Source organism: Salinispora tropica CNB-440 (genome assembly GCF_000016425.1).
GTDB classification, from domain to species: domain Bacteria; phylum Actinomycetota; class Actinomycetes; order Mycobacteriales; family Micromonosporaceae; genus Micromonospora; species Micromonospora tropica.
In genome coordinates, this window is record NC_009380.1 from 3928927 (window position 1) to 3949694 (window position 20768).

The 20768-nt window shown below is 70.6% G+C and carries 18 protein-coding genes and 1 riboswitch; of the genes, 8 read left to right on the plus strand and 10 right to left on the minus strand.

Features of this window, described 5'->3' with window-relative positions:
* Positions 1-29: 29 nt before the first annotated feature.
* The 5 genes from dnaG to ppdK all read right to left on the minus strand — a co-directional run bounded on the left by dnaG (position 30) and on the right by ppdK (position 8719).
* Positions 30-1928 (minus strand): DNA primase, encoded by a 1899-nt coding sequence (dnaG, locus tag STROP_RS17185; protein WP_012014631.1) that lies wholly within the window; start codon positions 1926-1928, stop codon positions 30-32.
* A 109-nt stretch (positions 1929-2037) separates the two neighbouring features.
* Positions 2038-3633, minus strand: a complete 1596-nt coding sequence (locus STROP_RS17190) for a BCCT family transporter (RefSeq protein ID WP_012014632.1) — start codon at positions 3631-3633, stop codon at positions 2038-2040.
* A gap of 105 nt (positions 3634-3738) precedes the next feature.
* Positions 3739-4572, minus strand: a complete 834-nt coding sequence (locus STROP_RS17195) for a siderophore-interacting protein (protein WP_012014633.1) — start codon at positions 4570-4572, stop codon at positions 3739-3741.
* 9 nt (positions 4573-4581) lie between these two features.
* Complete coding sequence (locus STROP_RS17200; RefSeq protein ID WP_012014634.1) at positions 4582-5847, minus strand: deoxyguanosinetriphosphate triphosphohydrolase; 1266 nt, start codon at positions 5845-5847, stop codon at positions 4582-4584.
* A gap of 136 nt (positions 5848-5983) precedes the next feature.
* Positions 5984-8719 carry a pyruvate, phosphate dikinase gene (gene ppdK, locus STROP_RS17205; RefSeq protein ID WP_012014635.1) on the minus strand — a complete coding sequence of 912 codons (2736 nt, stop codon included), beginning with the start codon at positions 8717-8719 and terminating at the stop codon, positions 5984-5986.
* Positions 8720-9020: 301 nt separating this feature from the next.
* Between ppdK and STROP_RS17210 the strand changes: the two genes are divergently transcribed.
* Together STROP_RS17210 and STROP_RS17215 are read left to right on the plus strand one after the other, a co-directional pair.
* A complete protein-coding gene (locus tag STROP_RS17210; protein ID WP_012014636.1) occupies positions 9021-10775 on the plus strand; it encodes a beta-N-acetylhexosaminidase in 1755 nt (584 codons plus the stop codon).
* Between the two features lie 415 nt (positions 10776-11190).
* The gene (locus tag STROP_RS17215) at positions 11191-11835 is read left to right on the plus strand and encodes a C39 family peptidase (RefSeq protein WP_012014637.1); all 645 of its coding nucleotides are present in this window, start codon (positions 11191-11193) and stop codon (positions 11833-11835) included.
* Positions 11836-11901: 66 nt separating this feature from the next.
* On the opposite strand, the gene dusB is transcribed toward STROP_RS17215, so the two are convergent.
* From dusB to STROP_RS17235, 4 genes are all read right to left on the minus strand, one after another.
* Positions 11902-13074: a tRNA dihydrouridine synthase DusB gene (dusB, locus tag STROP_RS17220; protein WP_018833722.1), complete on the minus strand. Its 1173-nt coding sequence runs from the start codon at positions 13072-13074 to the stop codon at positions 11902-11904.
* 70 nt (positions 13075-13144) lie between these two features.
* Entirely contained in the window at positions 13145-14524 is a 1380-nt protein-coding gene (locus tag STROP_RS17225; RefSeq protein WP_012014639.1) for a glycine--tRNA ligase, read from the minus strand.
* A 110-nt stretch (positions 14525-14634) separates the two neighbouring features.
* On the minus strand, positions 14635-15108 hold the full coding sequence (locus STROP_RS17230; RefSeq protein ID WP_012014640.1) for an Rv0361 family membrane protein: 474 nt from the start codon (positions 15106-15108) through the stop codon (positions 14635-14637).
* 128 nt (positions 15109-15236) lie between these two features.
* Positions 15237-15578, minus strand: coding sequence for an antibiotic biosynthesis monooxygenase family protein (locus STROP_RS17235; RefSeq protein WP_012014641.1), 342 nt, complete (start codon positions 15576-15578; stop codon positions 15237-15239).
* A gap of 27 nt (positions 15579-15605) precedes the next feature.
* On the opposite strand from STROP_RS17235, the gene STROP_RS17240 reads away from it, so the two are divergent.
* Genes STROP_RS17240 through STROP_RS17260 form a run of 5 tightly spaced genes read left to right on the plus strand, consistent with a single transcriptional unit; the run spans position 15606 to position 18978 of the window.
* Positions 15606-15863: a hypothetical protein gene (locus tag STROP_RS17240; RefSeq protein WP_012014642.1), complete on the plus strand. Its 258-nt coding sequence runs from the start codon at positions 15606-15608 to the stop codon at positions 15861-15863.
* Between the two features lie 54 nt (positions 15864-15917).
* Positions 15918-16994: a metal ABC transporter substrate-binding protein gene (locus tag STROP_RS17245; protein ID WP_012014643.1), complete on the plus strand. Its 1077-nt coding sequence runs from the start codon at positions 15918-15920 to the stop codon at positions 16992-16994.
* Positions 16991-17752 (plus strand): metal ABC transporter ATP-binding protein, encoded by a 762-nt coding sequence (locus STROP_RS17250; protein ID WP_012014644.1) that lies wholly within the window; start codon positions 16991-16993, stop codon positions 17750-17752. The genes STROP_RS17245 and STROP_RS17250 overlap by 4 nt, the downstream gene beginning before the upstream one ends.
* Before the next feature lies 1 nt (position 17753).
* Positions 17754-18629, plus strand: a complete 876-nt coding sequence (locus STROP_RS17255) for a metal ABC transporter permease (RefSeq protein WP_012014645.1) — start codon at positions 17754-17756, stop codon at positions 18627-18629.
* A 37-nt stretch (positions 18630-18666) separates the two neighbouring features.
* On the plus strand, positions 18667-18978 hold the full coding sequence (locus tag STROP_RS17260; RefSeq protein WP_012014646.1) for an ArsR/SmtB family transcription factor: 312 nt from the start codon (positions 18667-18669) through the stop codon (positions 18976-18978).
* Positions 18979-18982: 4 nt separating this feature from the next.
* Here the strand turns inward: STROP_RS17260 and STROP_RS17265 are convergent, their stop codons facing one another.
* On the minus strand, positions 18983-19813 hold the full coding sequence (locus STROP_RS17265; RefSeq protein ID WP_043535452.1) for an alpha/beta fold hydrolase: 831 nt from the start codon (positions 19811-19813) through the stop codon (positions 18983-18985).
* Positions 19814-19917: 104 nt separating this feature from the next.
* Positions 19918-20024, plus strand: a riboswitch (TPP riboswitch).
* 70 nt (positions 20025-20094) lie between these two features.
* On the opposite strand from STROP_RS17265, the gene STROP_RS17270 reads away from it, so the two are divergent.
* On the plus strand, positions 20095-20691 hold the full coding sequence (locus STROP_RS17270) for an ECF transporter S component (protein WP_012014648.1): 597 nt from the start codon (positions 20095-20097) through the stop codon (positions 20689-20691).
* Positions 20692-20768 lie beyond the last annotated feature (77 nt).

The following is a 20768-nucleotide window of genomic DNA, read 5'->3' on the forward strand; positions in this document are numbered from 1 at the left end:
TCAGCCCCGCACCTCGACGGCGGTCGGCGTCACAACCCACCAGCGGCCTGCTCACGCAGCGCCCGGGCGTGTTGCTCGAGGGACAGCAACTCGCCGAAGGCGGCGAAGTACTCGTCCTTGCTGCTGACCGGGTTGATCCGCTGAATTCTCGACTTGAGCTCCCGGATCCGGCCGGTCACCGCTCCCCACTGGAGGCGGGCCATCGTCACCGACACGTAGCGCGGATCGAGCTCGCCGTCGATTCGCAGCGGCTCGACAGCCAGCTCGCCGACGAGCGCCTGGGCGGCGAGGTCCTCGCATGCGTGGCGGACCGACTCGATCCAGACCGCACCACCGGTAGCCGCCGCCGCTCCCCCAGCCGCCGCCACCGCCGCCCGGACCGCGACGTGCACCGGATTGCGGTACTCCGTGGCCTCCACGGCGTCGAACATCGGCCCGGCGAGCACCGGCGCCTGAAGGGCCAGCTTCAGCGCCTCCCGCTCGACGGTGACCTGTGGGCTGTCCGCCGGTGACGGCGACTGCGGCTGTGCCGGGGCCCCGCGGGACGCGGTGTTGGTCTTGCCGGGGGCGTGGGCGGCAGCCAGTACGGCCCGCTGAACCGGCTCGATCTCCATGCCGAGGTCCCCGGCGAGCTTGCGGACGTACTCTGGGCGCTTCTCTCGGTCTTTGATTTTGGCGACCAGCGGGGCCGCCCGGCGCATCGCCTCCACCCGGCCGTCGACGGTGTCGAGGTCGTGCCGGCCGATCACGTGCCGCAGCGCGAAGTCGACCAGCGGTTCACGGCTCGCGACCAGGTCACGAACGGCCAGCTCTCCCTTGGCCAGCCGCAGCTCGCAAGGGTCCATGCCGTCCGGGCTGACCGCGATGAAGGTGCGTCCGACGAAGCGCTGATCGTCGTCGAAGGCGCGTAGCGCCGCCTTCTGCCCGGCCGCGTCCCCGTCGAAGGTAAAGATGATCTCCCCGGCAACGGCGTCGGTGTCCAGCAGCAGCCGACGCAGCACCCCGATGTGGTCGGTGCCGAAGGCGGTGCCACAGGTCGCCACGGCGGTCGGCACCCCGGCCAGGTGACAGGCCATCACGTCGGTGTAGCCCTCGACCACGACGACCTTGCCCTGCTTGGCGATCTCCCGTTTGGCCTGGTCGATGCCGTAGAGGACGTGGGACTTCTTGTAGATCGGCGTCTCGGGGGTGTTCAGGTACTTCGGGCTGTCGTCGTCGTCGAAGAGCTTGCGGGCACCGAAGCCAACGACGTCGCCGGTCAGGTCCCGGATGGGCCAGAGCAGCCGGCGACGGAACCGGTCGATGAGGCTGCCCGACCGGGCCGGCCGGGACAGCCCGGCGGTCACCAGCTCATCGTGGCTGAATCCCTGCTGACGCAGGTGGCGGGTCAACAGGTCCCACCCGTCGGGCGCGAAGCCGCAGGCATACCGCTCGGCAGCGGCCTTGTCGAAACCACGCCGGGCGAGGAACTCGCGAGCCGGTCGGGCTCCGGGGGTGGTGAGCTGAGCCCGATAGAACTCGACCGCGGCGGCGTGCGCGGCGACCAACCGCTGCCGCTGCCCCTGCTGCGGCCGAGCGCGGGGGGTGGTGTGGTCGGTCGCCACGTAGCGGAGCTGCAGACCGACGCGGGCGGCCAGCCGCTCGACGGACTCGACGAAGCTGAGATGCTCGGCATCCATCAGGAACTTGATGGCGTCGCCGCCGGCGCCGCAGCCAAAGCAATACCAGACATTTCGGGCTGGTGACACGTTGAACGACGGGCTCTTCTCGTCGTGGAACGGGCAGAGCCCTTTCAGGTTGCCGCCACCAGCAGACCGCAGGGTGACCGTATCGGAGATGACCTCCGCGATCGAGGTGCGCTCGCGGACCAACGCGATGTCCTCGTCCCGGATCCGCCCCGTCATCTCCGCCACCTCCTCGCCGTACATCCTGCCCTGTCCGACCGACCTCGCCGTGGCCGGGGGACGCGGGCCGGGCAACGCCGCCCGAATCCAGCTCAGCGGGGCCGGCACCGTAAGGACCGGGGGGATCGGAGGGCTACTCCTGCTCCTCCTCGGTCGAGCGGGCGTGGTGGAGGGCCTCGGCCAACCCGTGCCCGTGCGGCGGGCGTGCCCGCACCACCGGGTCCTGGAGCAACTCTTTGACCAGTGACCAGGCAAGGCCGAGCATCACCACCACGAACGGCAACGCAACCATGATCGTCGCCTGCTGGAGCGCACTCAGCTCCCCGGCCAGCAGCAGCACCGCGGCGGTGGCACCGATCAGCACGCCCCAGGCGACGACGAGCACCCGGCGCGGGCGCAGCGCGCCCCGGGAGGTCAGCGACGCGAGCACGAGGGAGGCGGAGTCGGCGCTGGTGACGAAGTACAGCGTCACCAGCGTTATGGCCAGCGCGCTGGTCAACGCCCCCAGCGGCAGCGCCTCGAGCAGCCCGAAGAGCGCCTCCTCGCTCCCGGCGGCGGTCTCGGCGACCAGGTCCGCGCCCCCGGTGGCCTGCACCCGCAGCGCGCTGCCGCCCAGCACCGCGAACCAGACCACGCTGGCTCCGCTCGGCACCAGCAGCACGCCGATCAGGAACTGCCGCACCGTACGGCCCCGGGAGATGCGGGCGATGAAGGTGCCGACGAACGGCGCCCAGGAGATCCACCACGCCCAGTAGAAGACCGTCCAGGAGCCCAGCCAGGACGGCTCGGAGAAGGCACCGGTTCGGGTCGACATGAAGACCAGGTTGCTGAGGTAGTCGCCGATCGAGGCGGGCAGCACATCGAGGACGTAGACCGTCGGGCCGACCACGAAGACGAAGAGCATCAACAACACCGCCAGCACCACGTTGGTGGTGGACAGCCACTTGATGCCCCGGTACAGCCCGGAGAAGGCCGAGACGACGAAGGCCAGGGTCAACGCCCCGATCACTACCAGCTCCACCGCCCTGGTGTTGGGAACCCCGACGACCCGGTCCAGGCCCGCGGCGACCTGGAGCGCGCCGAGGCCGAGGCTGGTCGCCGAGCCGAAGACGGTGGCGAAGACCGCCAGCAGGTCGATCAAGCGCCCGACCGTACCCCCGGCCCGGGGGCCGAGCACCGGGCGGAACACCGCCGAGATTCGGTTCTCCCGCCCCTTGCGGAAGGTCGAGTACGCCAGGGCGAGTGCCACTATGGCGTAGATCGCCCATGGGTGCAGCGTCCAGTGGAAGAGGGTGAACTGCATGGCGACCGAGGCGGCGGTGCCGGTCTCCGGCTCGGTTCCGGTGGCCGGCGGCGGCGACGCATAGTGCTGGATCGGCTCGGCCACGGCGAAGAAGACCAGGCCGATCCCCATACCGGCGCTGAACATCATGGCGATCCAGGCCAGGTTGCTGAACTCCGGTCGCTCGGTGTCGGCGCCCAACCGAATGGTGCCGAGCCGGGAGAACGCCAGCACGAAGGTCAGTACCAGGAAGGTGTTCGCCGCCACGACGAACAACCAGCCAAACGTGGTGATGACCCAGGTCAGCCCGGTCTCACCGACCGCGGAGATCGACTCCGACGCCAGGATGCCCCAGACCACGATGGCCAGCACCCCGCCGACAGCGAGACCCAGCAGCAACCGGTCCACGCTCTCGTGGGCGGGTCGCCGCCCCGCCTGTCCGCCCATGTTCACCCTTCCGCTGGCGGGCCACTGCCCGCCTGTCCACCGATGGCCCCCTGCCATCCTCCGGGTGGCGGGGGTGGCAGCGGGGCGGAATCGGAAGGGTCGGTGTCAGGCCAGGGTGGCGACGGACTCCTCGGCCTCGACCTGGCGGTTCCACTCCGCCTTGCTGGCCCGCCAGCCCTCGTCATCCACGCCGCGGCGCCAGTAGCCGGAGATGGAGAGCTGCTGGCGTGGGACACCCCGATCCACACGCAGCAACCGGCGCAGCTCTCGGACAAAGGCCGCCTCCCCATGCACGAACGCGTGCACCCCGGGCGGGAAGTCCAGCGCGCGGACCGCCTCGACCAGCGCCGCGCCCACCGGTCGGTCGCCCCGGTGCAGCCAGGTCAGCCGCACCTGCCCCGGGCTGGGCAGCGGCTGTTCCTCGTCCGGGCCACTGGTCTCGACGAGGACGGTGGCCGGCGCGCCGGCGGGCAGCCGCTCCAGAGCGACGGCGATGGCCGGCAGGGCACTCTCGTCGCCGACCAGCAGGTGCCAGTCGGCGTCGGGGCTCGGGGCGTACGCCCCACCCGGGCCGACGAAGTGCACCGGGTCACCGGGGCGCAACGCCGCGGCCCACGGCCCAGCCAGCCCCTCGTCACCGTGGTACACCACGTCCACGGTCAGCTCACCGGCGTTGGCGTCGAAGGCCCGTACGGTGTACGCGCGCAGCCGCGGCCACTGCGCGGCCGGCAGTTCCCGGCGGATCACGGCCAGGTCGATCGGCTCCGGGTACACCGCCCCGGGCACCGGGAAGAGAAACTTGATGTAGTGGTCGGTGAACTCGCCGACCGGCAGGCCGGCCAGCTCGTCGCCGCCGAGGACCAGCCGAACGACGTGCGGGGTGGGTCGTCCGATCCGGACGACGTGAGTGGACGTGACCTTCTTCGGACGATCCGTCATGCGGTTAGGTTAACCTAAGTCGCACCACCCGCCGGCGTCGGTCGGGCCACCAAAGAGCCGGGCGTGCCGCTGCACCGCCGCCGGATCCGTCAACGATGCCACCTGATCCACCACCACCCGCAGCCGGGCCGCGTCGTCACCGGCAGCCCGCCACAGCGGGGCGAACACCGCGTCCAACGCCTCGGGCGCCCGGTCGGCCAGGCCCGCGACCAGTCCGGCGAGGAGCTGTTGTTGCCGCTCGTAACGGGCGGCGGAGCCGGGGCGACGCAGCACGTACCGCAGGGCGATGCCCTTGAGCAGCGCGCACCGGGCCCGGACCTCGCGTGGCACGACCAGGTCGGCGGCGTACCGCCGGTGCGGGCCGGGCCCGAACCGGCGCCGGGTGGCGGCCACAGCGGCGGCGACGAAGCGACCGGTCAGTGCGCTGGTGGTCGCCTTCAGCGCGGTCTGCGCCCGGTAACTGCCGTCGTAGCCCGATAGCGACGCGAGCAGTGGGTCGGCGAGTAGGTCAGCCAGCACCTCAGCGAGGTCGGAGGAGGACTCGCCGGAGTAGGTCGTCGCGACATCGGCACTCAGCGCCGCCCGCTCGTCGGCGTCGGCCAGTAGCGGACGCAGCGTCACGTACCCGCCGTGAATGCCGTCCTCGACGTCGTGCACCGAGTACGCGACATCGTCGGCCCAGTCCATCACCTGCGCCTCCAGACACCGCCGCCCGTCCGGCACGTCCGCGCGCAGCCACTCGAAGACCGGGTGATCATCGGCGTACACACCGAACTTGCGCTCCCCCGTCCGGCGCGGCCAGGGATACTTGCTGACCGCGTCGAGGGAAGCCCGGGTGAGATTCAGCCCGGCGGAGGCGCCGTTCGGGCCGATCACCTTCGCCTCCAGGCGGGTGAGTACGCGCAGCGTCTGCGCGTTGCCCTCGAAGCCGCCGCAGGTCGTGGCGAGGGCGTCCAGTGCCTCCTCGCCGCTGTGCCCGAACGGCGGGTGCCCGAGGTCGTGGGCGAGCCCGGCGGTGTCCACCACGTCGGGGTCGCAGCCGAGTCGGCTGCCCATCTCGCGGGCGATCTGGGCGACCTCCAACGAGTGGGTCAACCGGGTTCGGAGGAAGTCGTCGGTGCCGGCCGTGTGTACCTGAGTCTTGGCGGCGAGTCGCCGGAAGGCCGCCGAGTGCAGCACCCGGGCGCGGTCTCGCTCGAATGCCGACCGGCCCTGCCCGGTGTCCTTCGCGGGCTCGTCCACCCACCGGCGCGCGTCCGGGCCGACCGGGCTCATTCCGCCACGTTACGCCGGTCGTGCTCGCCGGCGCACGGGTGGGCCTGCCGACGGTCGGTGGTCTGCCCACGCCGACGCATTGCCCTCACCGGCAGGGGGCCGGGTGGTGGTGCCGCTGCACCACCACCCGGCACGGTCAGCGGCTGTCTGATCCGGCGGTCTCCACCGCGGCCCGCCCCGCCTCCAACCGGGCGACCGGCACCCGGAACGGCGAGCACGAGACGTAGTCCAGCCCAACCTCATGGAAGAAGTGAACCGAGTCGGGGTCACCGCCGTGCTCGCCGCAGACGCCGAGCTTCAGCTCCGATCGGGCGGCCCGCCCCTCCTCGGCGGCGATCCGCACCAGCCGGCCCACCCCGTCCCGGTCGATCGACTCGAACGGCGAGATACCGAAGATGCCCAGCTCAAGGTAGCGCCAGAAGAAGGCGCCCTCCACATCGTCGCGGGAAAAGCCCCACGCCATCTGGGTCAGGTCGTTGGTGCCAAACGAGAAGAACTGCGCCGCCTCGGCGATCTCGCCGGCGGTCAGCGCCGCCCGCGGCACCTCGATCATCGTGCCGATCAACACCTCGACACCACTGCCGCCGACCACCTCGGCGATGATCTTCTCGGTCTCGGCGCGTACCGTCTCCAGCTCCTGCACCGCGCCGACCAACGGGACCATGATCTCCGGGAAGGCGGACCCACCGGACTCGGTGACCGCAACGGCAGCCTCCGTGATCGCACGGACCTGCATGGCGAACAGGCCGGGAATGACCAGGCCGAGCCGGACACCACGCAGGCCGAGCATCGGGTTCTCCTCGTGCATCCGCCGCACGGCGGCCAGCAACGCCTCCTCCCGGGCCGCGGCCTCGCCACGCTCCTGGGCCACTGCCACGTTGACCGCGAGCTGCTCCAGCGGGGGAAGGAACTCGTGCAGCGGCGGGTCGATCAACCGCACGGTGACCGGCAGCCCGTCCATCTCGCGGAAGATCTCGATGAAGTCCGCCCGTTGCAACGGCAGCAACGCGGCGAGTGCCTGCTCCCGGTCGGCGTCGGTGGAGGCGAGGATGAGCCGCTCGACCAGTTCCCGCCGGTCGCCGAGGAACATGTGCTCGGTGCGGCACAGGCCGATCCCCTGCGCGCCGAAGCGCCGGGCGCGCGCCGCGTCCGCCTTGGTGTCAGCGTTCGTCCGCACGGCCAACCGTCGCCGGGAATCGGCGTGGGTCATGACCCGGTGTACGGCCCGCACCAGTACGTCGTCGGTCCGCTCCGGGTCGAGGGTGCCCTCGAAGTACCGCACCACCTCGGACGGCATCACCGGCACCTCGCCCAGGTAGACCTTGCCGGTGGTGCCGTCGATCGACACCACGTCGCCCTCGTTGACGGTGTGTCCGGCCACGGCAAACCGCTTCGCCGGGATGTCCACGTCGAGTTGGTCGGCGCCGGAGACACAGGTCTTGCCCATGCCTCGGGCCACCACAGCGGCGTGGCTGGTCTTCCCGCCCCGCGAGGTGAGAATGCCCTGCGCGGCGATCATGCCGTTGAGGTCGTCGGGGTTGGTCTCCCGACGGACCAGAATCACCGCCTCGCCCTGCCCGGCCAGCTCCACCGCGCGGGCAGAGGTGAAGACCACCTTACCGACGGCCGCACCCGGAGAGGCACCGATGCCGGTGGCGACCGGCTGAAACTCGTGGTCCAGTTTGAAGCGCGGGAACATCAGCTGGGCGAGCTGGGCACCGTTGACCCGGTGCAGCGCCTCGTCCAGGTCGATGAGTCCCTCGTCCACAAGCTGCCCGGCGATGTTGAACGCGGCGGCGGCGGTGCGCTTGCCGACCCGGGTCTGGAGCATCCACAGTTTGCCCCGCTCGATGGTGAACTCGATGTCACAGAGATCCTTGTAGTGCCGCTCGAGCCGGGCCATGTAGTCGAGCAGTTCGTCGTAGGAGTTCTTGTCGATCCGCTCCAGCTCCTGCAGCGGCACCGTGTTGCGGATCCCGGAGACAACATCCTCGCCCTGTGCGTTGGCCAGGTAGTCGCCGTAGATGCCCTGGGCCCCGCTGGCGGGGTCGCGGGTGAAGGCGACGCCGGTCCCGGAGTCCGTACCGAGGTTGCCGAAGACCATGGCGACCACGTTCACCGCGGTACCCGCCTCGGCGGGAAGTCGCTCCTGGCGGCGGTAGATCACCGCCCGCTCGGCGTTCCACGACTCGAAGACCGCCCGGATCGCGAGGTCCAGCTGCTCCCGCGGCTCCTGCGGGAACTCCCGTCCGGTGCGCTGACGGAAGATCTTCTTGTAGGTGACGACCAGCGCGCGGAGATCGTCGGCGTCCAGGTCCAGGTCCAGGTCGCTGCCCTTGGCGCGCTTGGCGTCGTCGAGGGCGTGCTCGAAGTCCTCCCCGGGCACATCGCAGACGGTCTTGCCGAACATCTGGATCAGGCGACGGTAGGAGTCCCACGCGAACCGGTCGCTGTCGCTGGAGGAGTCGGGGCCCGTCGAGCCCCCGGCCTGTCGGGCCAGCCCCACGACGCTCCGGTCGTTGAGGCCGACGTTGAGGACGGTCTCCATCATGCCCGGCATCGAGAACTTGGCGCCGGAGCGCACCGAGACCAGCAGTGGGTCCTCCGGGTCACCGAGGGTTCGGCCCATCTCCCGTTCCAGGGCCTCGAGGTGGGAGCCGACCTGATCGGCGAGACCGGTCGGCTCTTTGCCGGTAGTAAGGTACGCCTGGCACGCCGTGGTGGTGATCGTGAAACCGGGCGGCACGGGCAGGCCGATGTTGGTCATCTCGGCCAGGTTGGCGCCCTTGCCGCCAAGGAGATCCTTCTGGTCCTTGTTCCCCTCGGCGAAGTCATAGACGTACTTGTGATCGACTGTCTCCTGTGCTGCCACCAGAGCCTCCCACGCACGCCGAATGTGTCATCTGACGAAGGTTCAGCTGCCACCTACCGGCCGGGCGCCGACTGTCCGTGGGCACGCTGTCGATCGTGGGGCGAAGATTAGGCGAACATCGGACCTCCAGGGACCGTTCGGTGACAATCGGCACAGCCATCCCCACTTTCCGTGTTCGTACCCGTGTTTGGAATCGCTTCCACGCGCACGATCACGCATCCGCCCCGCCCCGTACCCTTGATGCACGCCCTCGTGAAGCCTTGCCACAACCGCCGCGAATACACCCCCGAAAGGCAGCTCCGTGCACCCCACCCCCGCCACCTCGCCGCAGCAGCCGGAGCACCGGCCCGCACCCGCGACCTCGGGCGCGACGGGCACCGTGCCGGCCACCGACGGCGGCACGAGCATCCCGACGACGTCCCGCCCAGCGACCGCCCAGCCGGCAGCGGGCGAGCTGGCCCGGCTGGCGGCCCACGAAGCAGGCACCGGACTCGCCCCCGCCCCGGTCCGGCTGGGCGACGTGGTGCCCGCACCCGAACAGGTGCGACCGGATCCCCGCGCCGACTTCACACTGTCGGCCGACACGACAGTCCGGGTCAGCCCCGAACCCGACGCGCGGGCCGTCGCCGAACGCCTCGCCGACCTGCTCCGGCCGGCCACCGGATATCGGCTCCCGATCACCGAAGCGCAGCACCCCGAGCTGGCCGACGACATCGCGCTCGTCCTCGTGCAGCAGCCCGACCTCGGCCCCGAGGGCTACCGACTCGACGTCACGCCGACCGGCGTCCGGATCAGTGCCGCCACGGCGGCCGGGCTCCACCACGGCATCCAAACCCTGCGCCAGCTCCTCCCGGCCACGATCGAGAGCAGCACTCCGGTCCGCGCCGCCTGGACGCTGCCCGGTGGATCGATCACCGACCGGCCACGCTTTCCGTACCGGGGCGCCATGCTCGACGTGGCCCGCCACTTCTTCGGGGTCGACGACGTCCTGCGGGTGATCGACCATCTCACCCGCTACAAGCTCAACCACCTGCATCTGCACCTCACCGATGACCAGGGTTGGCGGATCGCGGTCGAGTCCCGGCCGCGACTGACCACAATCGGCGCCCACACGGCGGTCGGTGGCTCCCCCGGCGGGTGGTACACCCCGGCCGACTACCAGCGGATCGTCGCGTACGCGGGCGAGCGGCACCTCACCGTCGTTCCGGAGATCGACCTGCCGGGGCACACCAACGCCGCGCTGACCGCCTACCCGGAGCTGGCCCCGGAGGGGACCACACCGGTGCCCTACACCGGCACCGATGTCGGCTTCAGCTACTTGGACCCGACCAACGCACAGACGTACGAATTCGTCGCCGACGTGCTGGGGGAGGTCGCCGCGCGCACTCCCGGGCCGTTCCTGCACATCGGCGGCGACGAGGCCTTCGCAGTAAAGGGAGCGGCGTACACCGGATTCGTCGAGCGGGCGCAACGCATCGTGGCCGAGTTCGGCAAGACGGTGGTGGGCTGGCACCAGCTGGCTCCGGCAGCCCACAGCGAGGGGCGGGTACTCCAGTGGTGGGGCACCGACGGCGTCGACCCGACGACCGCCGACGCGGTCCGCCGAGGCGCCCGGCTGATCCTCTCCCCCGGCAACCACGCGTATCTGGACATGAAGTACACCTCCGACACCCCGATCGGGCATGACTGGGCTGGCCTGATCGACGTACGGCGGGCGTACGACTGGGATCCGGCGACCCGGGTGACGGAGGTGCCGGCGGAGGCGGTGCTGGGCGTGGAGGCCCCGCTCTGGACCGAGTCGGTCACCTCGCTGGCGGAGATCGAGTTCATGCTCCTGCCCCGGCTGCCCGCCATCGCGGAGCTGGGCTGGTCACCGCGGGCCACCCACGACTGGGCGGCGTTCCGCACCCGGTTGGCCGGGCACGGACCCCGCTGGACGGCAGCCGGGATCGCCTTCCACCGCTCCCCCGAGATCCCCTGGCCAACAACGCCCGCCGACCCGCCGACGGCGCAGGTCGCGCCACCCGCGCCGCGTCCCCGTACCGGGCGGGGATAGCGAAGGTGGCGGGTCCAGCCGCACCGGACCACGGCGTCGCCAACGAGGCCATCTGGGCAAAATATCCGGTTTGGGGGACGCCTGGGGCTGGAACATGGCACCCGATCGCCCCGTTTGAGTGGTTTCCCGGGTGGCCCGGGTCACCGTCGGCGGGGAATCGCTGACGGGGTCGGGCGGTTATACCTGGCGTAACCATGCGGGGCAGCCGACGCGCACCCCTGCCAGACCGTCGGTCACCGGCGGTCGCCCCCGGATCCCGGAATGCGTCAGGGCCGGCGGTGGTTACATCCCCGGGCCGCCCGAGGAGCACCCCTCACCGGGCCGGGCCCCCTGATTTCTCATCGAACCACCTCTCCTGACCCGCTGGCGCACCCCCGCGCTCGCGGGCACCCCCGAGCGGAAGGCTTCGATCACCATGCGTACCGACATCCTCCGCAAGACCGCCCTGACCGCTGCTGGCCTGATCGCCACCGGTGGCGCCATCGCCGCCCCCGCGACCGCCGCCTTCGCCGCCCCCACCACGCAGCCCACCGCGCAGAGCCAGCGCGATGGCACCCGCGTGCTCCCGGTCGACTACGAGGCCCAGCCGAACTTCTACTACTGCGGCCCCGCCGCCGCCCGCAACGCCCTGTCCGTACAGGGCAAGGACATCGACGTTGACGCGATGGCCGAGCGGATGGGCACCACCGAAGCCGGCACCGACTCCATCAACGACATCACCCCGGTGCTGAACACCGAGACCGGCACCGACGTGTACCGCAGCGTCGAGATCTCCACCCCGATGGCCGACGACACGCAGACCGACACCCTGCGCGAGGACATCATCCGCACCGTTGACGACGGCCGCGCCGTCGTGGCCAACATCGCCGGCACCGCCACCGACACCAGCGGCGACAGCCACTCCTTCGCCGGCGGCCACTACATCTCCGTCACCGGCTACCGCGACGCCGGCGACCAGGTGAGGATCGCCGACTCGGCGAACCCGAACACCGCCGAGTACTGGCTCACCACCGAAGACCTCGCGGACTGGATCGCCACCCGCGGCTACTCCACCAGCTGACCACCGACCAACCGACCAAGGGCCGGCCCCACGAGGGGCCGGCCCTTGGTCATCCCCGCGGCCGAGTCAGCCGCCCGAGTCGGCCAACTCCGCGCCCTGCGGAACCGTGTCGTCGTCCCGGCTGTCCAGCCATCCGTTCGGCAGGAACACCTTGCCCGGCGAGTTGGTCCGACCCCGTGGCTGGCCCAGCGTCTCCACCGGGAACGGCGCCGCCGGGTCGAGCTTGCCGAGCAGGTCGTCGAGGTGCGCCAAGCTTTCGATCATCGCGAGCGCCCGACGCAGCTCGCTACCGACCGGAAAGCCCTTCAGGTACCAGGCGACGTGCTTCCGGAAGTCGGTGCAGCCGTCCCGCTCACCGCGCGCCGCGTCGCGGCCGCCGACAGTGAACTGCTCGACCAACAGCTCCGCGTGCCGACGCATGGTCGTGGCCACCTCCCCCAACGTGGGCAGCCGCCGGTGCGGCGAACCGGTGAAGGCAGCCTCCAGGTCGGCGAAGAGCCACGGCCGGCCCAGGCAGCCCCGCCCCACCACGACCCCGTCAACTCCGGTGTGCGCCACCATCCGCAGCGCGTCGTCCGCCTCCCAGATGTCGCCGTTACCCAGCACCGGCACGTCCAGCGCCGTCTTCAGCGTCGCGATGGCGTCCCAGTCGGCCGTCCCCGAATACCGTTGGGCAGCCGTACGCCCGTGCAGCGCCACCGCCGCGGCACCAGCATCCTGGGCGGCGAGGCCAGCCTCAACGTACGTCAGGTGGTCGTCATCGATGCCCTTGCGCATCTTCACCGTTACCGGCACGCCGGCGGGTGACGCGGCGTCCACCGCGGCCCGCACCAGCCGGGCGAAGAGCCGACGCCGCCACGGCAGGGCGGCGCCACCGCCCCTGCGGGTGACCTTCGGGACCGGGCAACCGAAGTTCAGGTCGATATGGTCGGCGAGGTCCCGCTCCACAACGATGCGTACGGCGGCGGCCGTGGTGTCGGGGTCGGTGCCGTAGAGCTGGAGGCTACGCGGGGACTCCCCGGAGCCGAAGGCGATCATGCGCAGCGTCTTGGGGTTCCGCTCGACCAGCGCGACCGTCGTGATCATCTCGCAGACGTAGATGCCGCCGCCCTGTTCCCGGCAGAGCTGACGGAACCCGACGTTGGTGATGCCCGCCATCGGCGCCAGGACCACCGGCGGCCACACCTGGTGCCGCCCGATGGTCAGCGGGCGGGACGGGGCAGCCTTCGTCGTGGTCACCGCTCCAGTGTAAAGAGGCTCTGGTCCTCCCTCCGCCGACGCACCAGCGGAGGGAGGAGCCGCCCCGCGGTCAGCAGCCGGGGAGACGCTCGATCAGGTACCGCTCGACCTGGTCCAGAGAAATCCGCTCCTGGGCCATCGTGTCCCGGTTCCGCACGGTCACCGCGTCGTCGTCGAGAGTGTCGAAGTCCACCGTCACGCAGTACGGGGTGCCGATCTCGTCCTGCCGACGGTAACGGCGGCCGATGGCCTGCGAGTCGTCGAACTCCACCACCCAGCGCTTACGCAGGTCGGTGGCGAGCTTCCGGGCCTTCGGCGAGAGCGCCTCGTTACGGGACAGTGGCAGCACCGCCACCTTCACCGGGGCAAGCCGCGGGTCGAAGCGCATCACCGTACGCTTGTCCACTCCACCCTTGGTGTTCGGCGCCTCGTCCTCGTCGTACGCCTCGAGCAGGAACGCCAGCACCGCACGGGTGAGGCCGGCCGCCGGCTCGATCACGTACGGGACCCAGCGCTCGCCCCGAGCCTGGTCGAAGTAGGACAGGTCGACACCGGAGTGCTTGCTGTGCGTGGAGAGGTCGAAGTCGGTGCGGTTGGCGATGCCCTCCAACTCCGCGAACTCGGTGCCGCCGAACTGGAACCGGTACTCGATGTCGACGGTACGCTTCGAGTAGTGGGAGAGCTTCTCCTGCGGGTGCTCGTAGCGGCGCAGGTTGCGCTCGCTGAGGCCGAGGTCGAGGTACCAGTTCCAGCGCTCGGCGAGCCAGTACTCGTGCCAGCCCTCGTCGGTGCCCGGTTCGACGAAGAACTCCATCTCCATCTGCTCGAACTCGCGGGTCCGGAAGATGAAGTTCCCCGGAGTGATCTCGTTGCGGAAGGACTTGCCGGTCTGGGCGATGCCGAACGGCGGCTTCTTCCGCGCCACCATCTCGACATTCTTGTAGTTGACGAAGATGCCCTGCGCGGTCTCCGGTCGCAGGTAGTGCAGACCCTCGTCGCTCTCCACCGGGCCCAGGTGGGTCTTCATCAGACCGTTGAACATCCGCGGCTCGGTGAAGGTGCCCTTGTTTCCGCAGTTCGGGCAGTTCAGTTCGGCCAACGAGGCCGGCGGACGACCGTGCTTGGCCTCGTACGCCTCCTCCAGGTGGTCGGCCCGGAACCGCTTGTGGCAGGACTGGCACTCGGTCAGCGGGTCCACGAACGCGTCCAGGTGGCCAGAGGCGGCCCAGACATCACGGGCCAGGATCACCGCGGAGTCGAGGCCCACCACGTCGTCACGCTGTTGGACCATGCTGCGCCACCACTGCCGGCGGACGTTCTCCTTCAACTCCACCCCGAGCGGGCCGTAGTCCCACGCCGAACGGGTACCTCCGTAGATCTCGCTGGACGGGAAGACGAAACCCCGACGCTTGGCGAGGCTGACGATGGCGTCGATACGGTCTGCGGGCATTTTTCCTCCTACGCCGGCTGGCGGTCGGCGGGGACAGGACAGGATTGAGCAAGGTTCGGACATCGGTACGACCGGCGATGTCCCGAGCCCAGAAGAATACCGGGGGCGGTTCAGCCGACCCCGCACACCTCCAGTTCACCGGTCTGCTGATTCTGCTCAAGGTCCACCTGTTGGCGGTCGCGGTCGCCGCCGCTGAAGGTGACGTCAACCGGCACGGTCAAGGTGTTCTGGTCGACCTCGCCAACCCGGAACGAGGTCACCTGCGGCTCGTCGGCGGCCCGCCGCTCGAACTCCCGCCGCGACTCCTGCCGCCGTGCCTGCGCACAGAGCTGGTCGTAGGCGGCACCGTAGTCCCGTTCCACCAGCGCCTGGTAGTAGTCGGTGGAGGCGGCGCGCCCCTGCTCGTCGATCGCCTGCACACCGGTCACCACGAACCCGATCACCGCCGCGCCCCCGCCGCCGCAGCACAGCACCAGTGCGAGCGCCCCGACGCCGAGCCCCAGCCAGAGTCGGGTGGGACGGCCCTCGACCGGCGGCGCCGCGAACGGCGGCGCGACACCGGGGCCGGCGGGCGGGTTCGGCACTCCCGGCCCCGTGGGCGGGCCGGGCGCGGCAGGGGGTGCGGCGCCGTCTGGCGGGCCGGGCACCGACGGGTGCGGCGAGGAAGCGGCCGGTCCGGGAGCGGTCATGGGATCAATGTAGTGGGTATCGCTCACCGGTACGGATCGGCGGCCCGATCGCTCGCCGTCACCACCACGTCGGCACCGGGCGCAGCGGTGGCGAGGGCCTCGTAGGCCGACGGCTCGTCGACCGATTCGGCGAGCAGCGGAACCGCGGTGACCTTGACGTCGAAGCCGCCGAGCGCTCGCCGGTACGTGCCGACCGACTCCCACTCGGTGAGCAGGCACCAGTGGCGCGGGTCGTCCAGCGCGCGGATGAGTTGTCCGCGCAGGTATCCGGGGCGGGCCGCGAGGGCCGCGAGCGCGGCGTGCGCCCGCGCGGTGAAGTCGCCGACGACATCGGCCTCGACCACGAACCGATTGGTGACCAACACCGGCTACCTCCTCGTAGAGTCTGTGGGATGCAGCGTACGCAGCTCCGGATAGCGAGCCGGTTGGCCCGGGCGAACCCGACGGCAGTCTTCCTGGTCACCCTGGTGGTGATACTGGTCGCTCTCTTTACTCCGGGGGTGCTCGGTGGGCTACTCACCCTCGCCCTCGCGGCGGTCGTGGCCGCGCTGGTGGTCACGACGGGGGCGAGTCAGTCGCCGCGACTGCGGGTGGTCCGGCTTTTGGTGCTGACGCTGCTGGTCACAGCCGGGCTGGTCAAGCTCTTCTGACATGCACTCATGCGTTTTTGACAATCATTGTCGTTGTTGCGGACAGTTGCCTGTATGAACAACCGCCGTGTTCCACGCGCCCTGGCCGCCACCTCCGCTGCCCTGCTTACCCTCGGCGCCGCCGCCTGCTCCAGTGACGAGCCTTCCGATGCCGACCCGCAGCGGGTTGACGTCGTCACCTCCTTCTATCCACTCCAGTTCCTGGCCCAGCAGGTTGGCGGTGACGCGGTCACTGTCAGCAACCTGGTCAAGCCCGGAGCCGAGCCGCACAGCGTCGAGCTGACTCCGAGCCAGGTCGGTGACGTGGCCGGGGCGGAGCTGATCGTCTACATCAAGGGCTTCCAACCGCAGGTCGACGAGGCCGTGCAGCAGAACTCGACCGACCGGGCGTTCGACGTCGCCACTGTCGAGCCGCTGCTCGACGCCATCGGAGACGGGCACGACCACGACCACGGGCACGAGGGCGAAGCCGGACACGAGGACGAGCACGGGCACGAGGGCGAAGCCGGACACGAGGGCGAAGCCGGACACGAGGACGAGGACGAGCACGGGCACGAGGACGAGGGTGGCGCCGAGACGCCGGCGGAGCCGGACCACGAGGCGGAGCCCGGCAGCAAGGACCCGCATCTGTGGCTGGACCCCACCCGGCTCGCCACCGTCGGCGACCAGCTCGCCGACCGGCTCGCCCAGGCCGACCCCGAGCACGCCACCGACTACACCGCCCGCGCGAAAGACCTCCGCGGCAAGCTGGAGCAGCTCGACGCGGAGTTCACCGCCGGTTTGGAGACCTGCCAGCGACGGGAGATCGTCGTCAGCCACACCGCCTTCGGCTACCTGACCACGCGTTACCAGCTGGAGCAGATCGGCATCTCCGGGCTGAGCCCGGAGCACGAGCCGTCACCGCAGCGGCTGGCCGAGGTCATCGAGGAGGCGAAGGAGCACCAGGCCACCACGATCTTCTTCGAGACGCTGGTCAGCCCGAAGGTCGCCGAGACCATCGCGTCCCAGGTCGGGGCCGAGACCGCGGTGCTCGACCCGCTCGAGGGATTCGCCGCCGACAACGACGGGGACTACTTCTCGGTGATGCGTGCCAACCTCGCGGCGCTACAAACCGCACTGGACTGCGCGTGAGCACACCCGTCATCACCGTCACGCGGGCGGCGATCGGCTATGAAGGCCGGGCCGTCCTGCGAGACGTCTCGCTGACGGTGACCGCCGGTGAGGTGGTGGCCGTTCTCGGCGCCAACGGCTCCGGCAAGTCCACCCTGATCCGGTCCGTGCTCGGGCTCGTCCCACTCAGCTCCGGCTCGGTCGAACTCTTCGACCAGCCGGCGCGGCGATTCCGTCAGTGGCACCGCATCGGGTACGTCCCACAACGCCTCGGCGCCGGCGGCGGCGTACCCGCCTCCGTCCGCGAGGTGGTCGCGGCGGGCCGACTGGCCCGCCGCGGCATCCTGCGGCCACCCGGCCGCGCGGACCGGAAGGCGGTGGCGACCGCGCTGGCGGCGGTCGGTCTCGCCGACCGGACCGGTGACCCGGTCTCCACCCTCTCCGGCGGCCAGCAGCAGCGCGTCCTCATCGCCCGGGCCCTGGCCGGCGAGCCGGAGCTGCTGATCCTCGACGAGCCGACCGCTGGCGTGGACGCGGCGAGCCAGGAGGCGTTCGCCGGAGCACTCCAGGAATTCGTCGCCAACGGCGGCACCGTCCTGCTGGTCGCACACGAGTTGGGGCCGCTGCGGCCGCTGATCTCCCGAGCCGTTGTCGTGCACGGCGGTGGAATCGCTCACGACGGCCCGGTGCCCGAGCCGGCCGGCCACCACGCCGACCCCGCCCACGACCACGTGCATCCGCACGGTCCCATCGAGCCTGCTGGTCTCTGGAGCGCGTGACATGGAACTCTTCCAGTACCCGTACATGCAACGTGCGCTGGTCGGCGCGCTGGTCATCGGCCTGGCCGCCCCGGCGCTCGGCATCTACCTGGTGCAGCGGCGGCTGGCACTGATCGGTGACGGCGTCGGGCACATGGCGCTCACCGGCGTCGGCGCCGGCCTGCTGCTCAACCGCTCCCCGGTTCTGGTGGCGGTGATCGTGGCCAGCCTCGGCGCAATCACCGTCGAGTTGGTTCGGGCCCGCGGTCGCACCTCCGGTGACCTGGCGCTCGCCCTGCTCTTCTACGGGGGCATCGCCGGCGGCGTGATGCTCGTCGGGCTCTCCGACAGCACCAGCACGAGCCTCAACGCGTACCTCTTCGGCTCGCTCTCCACCATTACCCCCACCGACCTGACCACGATCGCGGTGCTCGGTGCGGCGATCCTGGTCACGATGCTGGCGCTACGCCCGGCGCTCTTCGCCATCTGCCACGACGAGGAGTACGCCCGGGTCTCCGGGCTGCCCGTCCAAGCCCTCAACCTGCTCCTCGCGGTCGCCACGGCGGTCACCGTCACGATCGCGATGCGTGCCGTCGGCGTCCTGCTGATCAGCGCACTGATGGTGGTGCCGGTCGCCGCCGCCCAGCAGGTCACCCGCGGCTTCCGGAGCACGATGACGGCCGCCATGGCGCTCGGCCTCTTCGCCGCCGGGTCGGGCGTGTACGTGGCGGCCAACGCCGACACCGCCCCCGGCGCGTCGGTGGTGCTGATGGCGATCGCCGCGTTCGCGGTGGTGGCGCTCGGTGGCGCGGGCTGGCGGAGGCTACGACGACGGCGGGTCATTACGGCTGATGTGCCGGCCGTGGAGCCGCACGAGGTGGTGCTGAGTCGGTCCTGACCAACGGCACGACCTGTGGATTGGTTACCGTTAGCCGGTGAGCAGCGGTTCCGGCTACGACGCCTTCGAGGGTGCGAGCGAGCTGCTGCGTGCCCTCTCTGCCCCGATCCGGCTGGCCATTGTCAGCCAACTCGCCGAGGGCGAACGGTGCGTACACGAGCTGGTCAACCAGCTCGGTGCCGCGCAGCCACTGGTTTCCCAGCACCTGCGGGTGCTCCGCGGCGCCGGGGTGGTGCGGGGCTCCCGACGTGGGCGAGAGATCGCCTACACGCTGGTTGACGAACACGTCGCACACATCGTGGCGGACGCGGTCAGCCACGCCAGCGAGCAGACCGCCGCCCCCAGCTGAGAACTCACCTCGGGTCGCGAACCCGTGCCACGATCGCGTCGGCGAGCGGCGCTGGTGCCCGGTCCGGAATCCAGTGACTCACCCCGGTCAGCTCGACGAAGCGGTAGTCACCGGTCACGTGGGCGGCGCAGGCCTCGGCGGCGGTACGGCCAATCGCGACGTCCCGGTCACTCCAGACGTACGTCGTCGGCACCGGCACCGGCCCGACGGCCGCCAGGTCACCGCGGGACATCGCCCGGTACCAGTTCAGGGCGGCGCTCAACGCGCCCGGCGCGCGCATCCGCTCGACGTACGCGGCCACCCGCTCGGCGTCGCCGGCTCCGGCCAGCATCCGGCGCAGCCCGGTCGCCCGCAGCGCCAGCAGCACCGCCTCCGCCGTGCCTTCCCGCCGGAACAGCCGCATGTACGCCGAGCGGGCCCGCTGCGACCGGTCGGTGATGAGGGCGTGGGCCAAGGCCCCCGGGTGCGGCACGGAGACCGCGGTCAGGGACCGCACCCGGGCCGGATGCTCAGCAGCGATGGCCCAGCCGACAGCCGCGCCCCAGTCATGCCCGACCACGTGCGCGGTGGCGATGCCGAGACGCTCCAGCACCGCCACCGCGTCGCCGACCAGCTCACCGAGGCGGTACGCGGAAACCGCCGCCGGACGGGCGCCGGGCGAATAGCCGCGCTGATCGAGTGCGTATGTGCGCAACCCGGCGGCGTGCAGGAGTGGCACCACGTCGGCCCATACCCCACTGTGCTGGGGGAAGCCGTGCAGCAGGAGCACCGGCGGGCCGGCCGCCGGGCCACCGACGTGGAGATCGAAGGCGAAACCTCGGACATCGATGCGCATGATCGGCAGCCTACTCGGAGTTCGCCGGAGGAACCCCTGTCGGACCGTACCGATGTCCCTTTGTTGAAGGATCTTCGGAGGTGCTAGCGTCGGTCGCACATTTTCACCTCCGACAGGGGAGCGCACAGCGCTGAGAGTGTGGGCAAAGTCCCACAGACCCTCGAACCTGATCTGGGTAATGCCAGCGCAGGGAGTTCGGTCGGCTTCCAGTCGTGCCGTCGTCCGGCCCACCGGACGTGGACGTGCCCCCTCCTGTTCCCCGGAGCAGACAGGGAAGACAGATGAGCAAAACCACCGTAACGACCAACCGCTGGCGCACCGTCGATGTCGTGGTCGCCGCCGTCATCGCCGTCACCTTCGGCGTCATCTTCTGGGCATGGGGACTGCTCTGGAACGTCGTCACCCCGGCGTTCGCCTTCCTCCCGGCGACACAGGCCATCATGTACGGCGTCTGGCTGATCCCGGCGGTACTCGGCGGCCTGGTGATCCGCCGCCCCGGCGCGGCGCTGTTCTGCGAGACGGTGGCCGCGGTGGTGTCCGTGCTGCTCGGCTCCGAGTGGGGCAGCATCACCATCCTCCAGGGCCTGTCCCAGGGAATCGGCGCCGAACTGGCCTTCGCGGCCTTCCGCTACCGCTCCTTCCGGCGGCCCACGGCGCTGCTCGCGGGTGCCCTGACCGGTCTCGGCGCGGCCGTCTTCGACTTCTTCGTCTGGAACGGCGAATACGCGCTGGGCAGCTACCGGATCCCGTACGCGCTGCTGACGATCGCCAGTGCCACCGCCATCGCCGGAGTCGGCGCCTGGAGCCTGACCCGCGCCCTGGCCAAGACGGGCGTGCTGGACCGGTTCCCCGCCGGCCGCGAACGAACCACCATCTGAGCACCGTGTCGATCGAGAGGTCGGTGCCACAGACCGCGCTCGAGTGTGCGCGCAGCACCCGGCTCGGCGTGGACAAA

Bases quoted from the DNA above. Each gene is read 5' to 3' on its own strand.
- STROP_RS17255 (WP_012014645.1), top strand. From the start codon at position 17,754: ATGGAACTCTTCCAGTACCCGTACATGCAACGTGCGCTGGTCGGCGCG.
- STROP_RS17215 (WP_012014637.1), top strand. From the start codon at position 11,191: ATGCGTACCGACATCCTCCGCAAGACCGCCCTGACCGCTGCTGGCCTG.
- STROP_RS17225 (WP_012014639.1), bottom strand. From the start codon at position 14,524: ATGCCCGCAGACCGTATCGACGCCATCGTCAGCCTCGCCAAGCGTCGG.
- STROP_RS17190 (WP_012014632.1), bottom strand. From the start codon at position 3,633: ATGGGCGGACAGGCGGGGCGGCGACCCGCCCACGAGAGCGTGGACCGG.
- STROP_RS17240 (WP_012014642.1), top strand. From the start codon at position 15,606: ATGCAGCGTACGCAGCTCCGGATAGCGAGCCGGTTGGCCCGGGCGAAC.
- STROP_RS17270 (WP_012014648.1), top strand. From the start codon at position 20,095: ATGAGCAAAACCACCGTAACGACCAACCGCTGGCGCACCGTCGATGTC.
- STROP_RS17195 (WP_012014633.1), bottom strand. From the start codon at position 4,572: ATGACGGATCGTCCGAAGAAGGTCACGTCCACTCACGTCGTCCGGATC.
- dnaG (WP_012014631.1), bottom strand. From the start codon at position 1,928: ATGTACGGCGAGGAGGTGGCGGAGATGACGGGGCGGATCCGGGACGAG.
- STROP_RS17245 (WP_012014643.1), top strand. From the start codon at position 15,918: ATGAACAACCGCCGTGTTCCACGCGCCCTGGCCGCCACCTCCGCTGCC.
- STROP_RS17265 (WP_043535452.1), bottom strand. From the start codon at position 19,813: ATGCGCATCGATGTCCGAGGTTTCGCCTTCGATCTCCACGTCGGTGGC.
- STROP_RS17200 (WP_012014634.1), bottom strand. From the start codon at position 5,847: ATGAGCCCGGTCGGCCCGGACGCGCGCCGGTGGGTGGACGAGCCCGCG.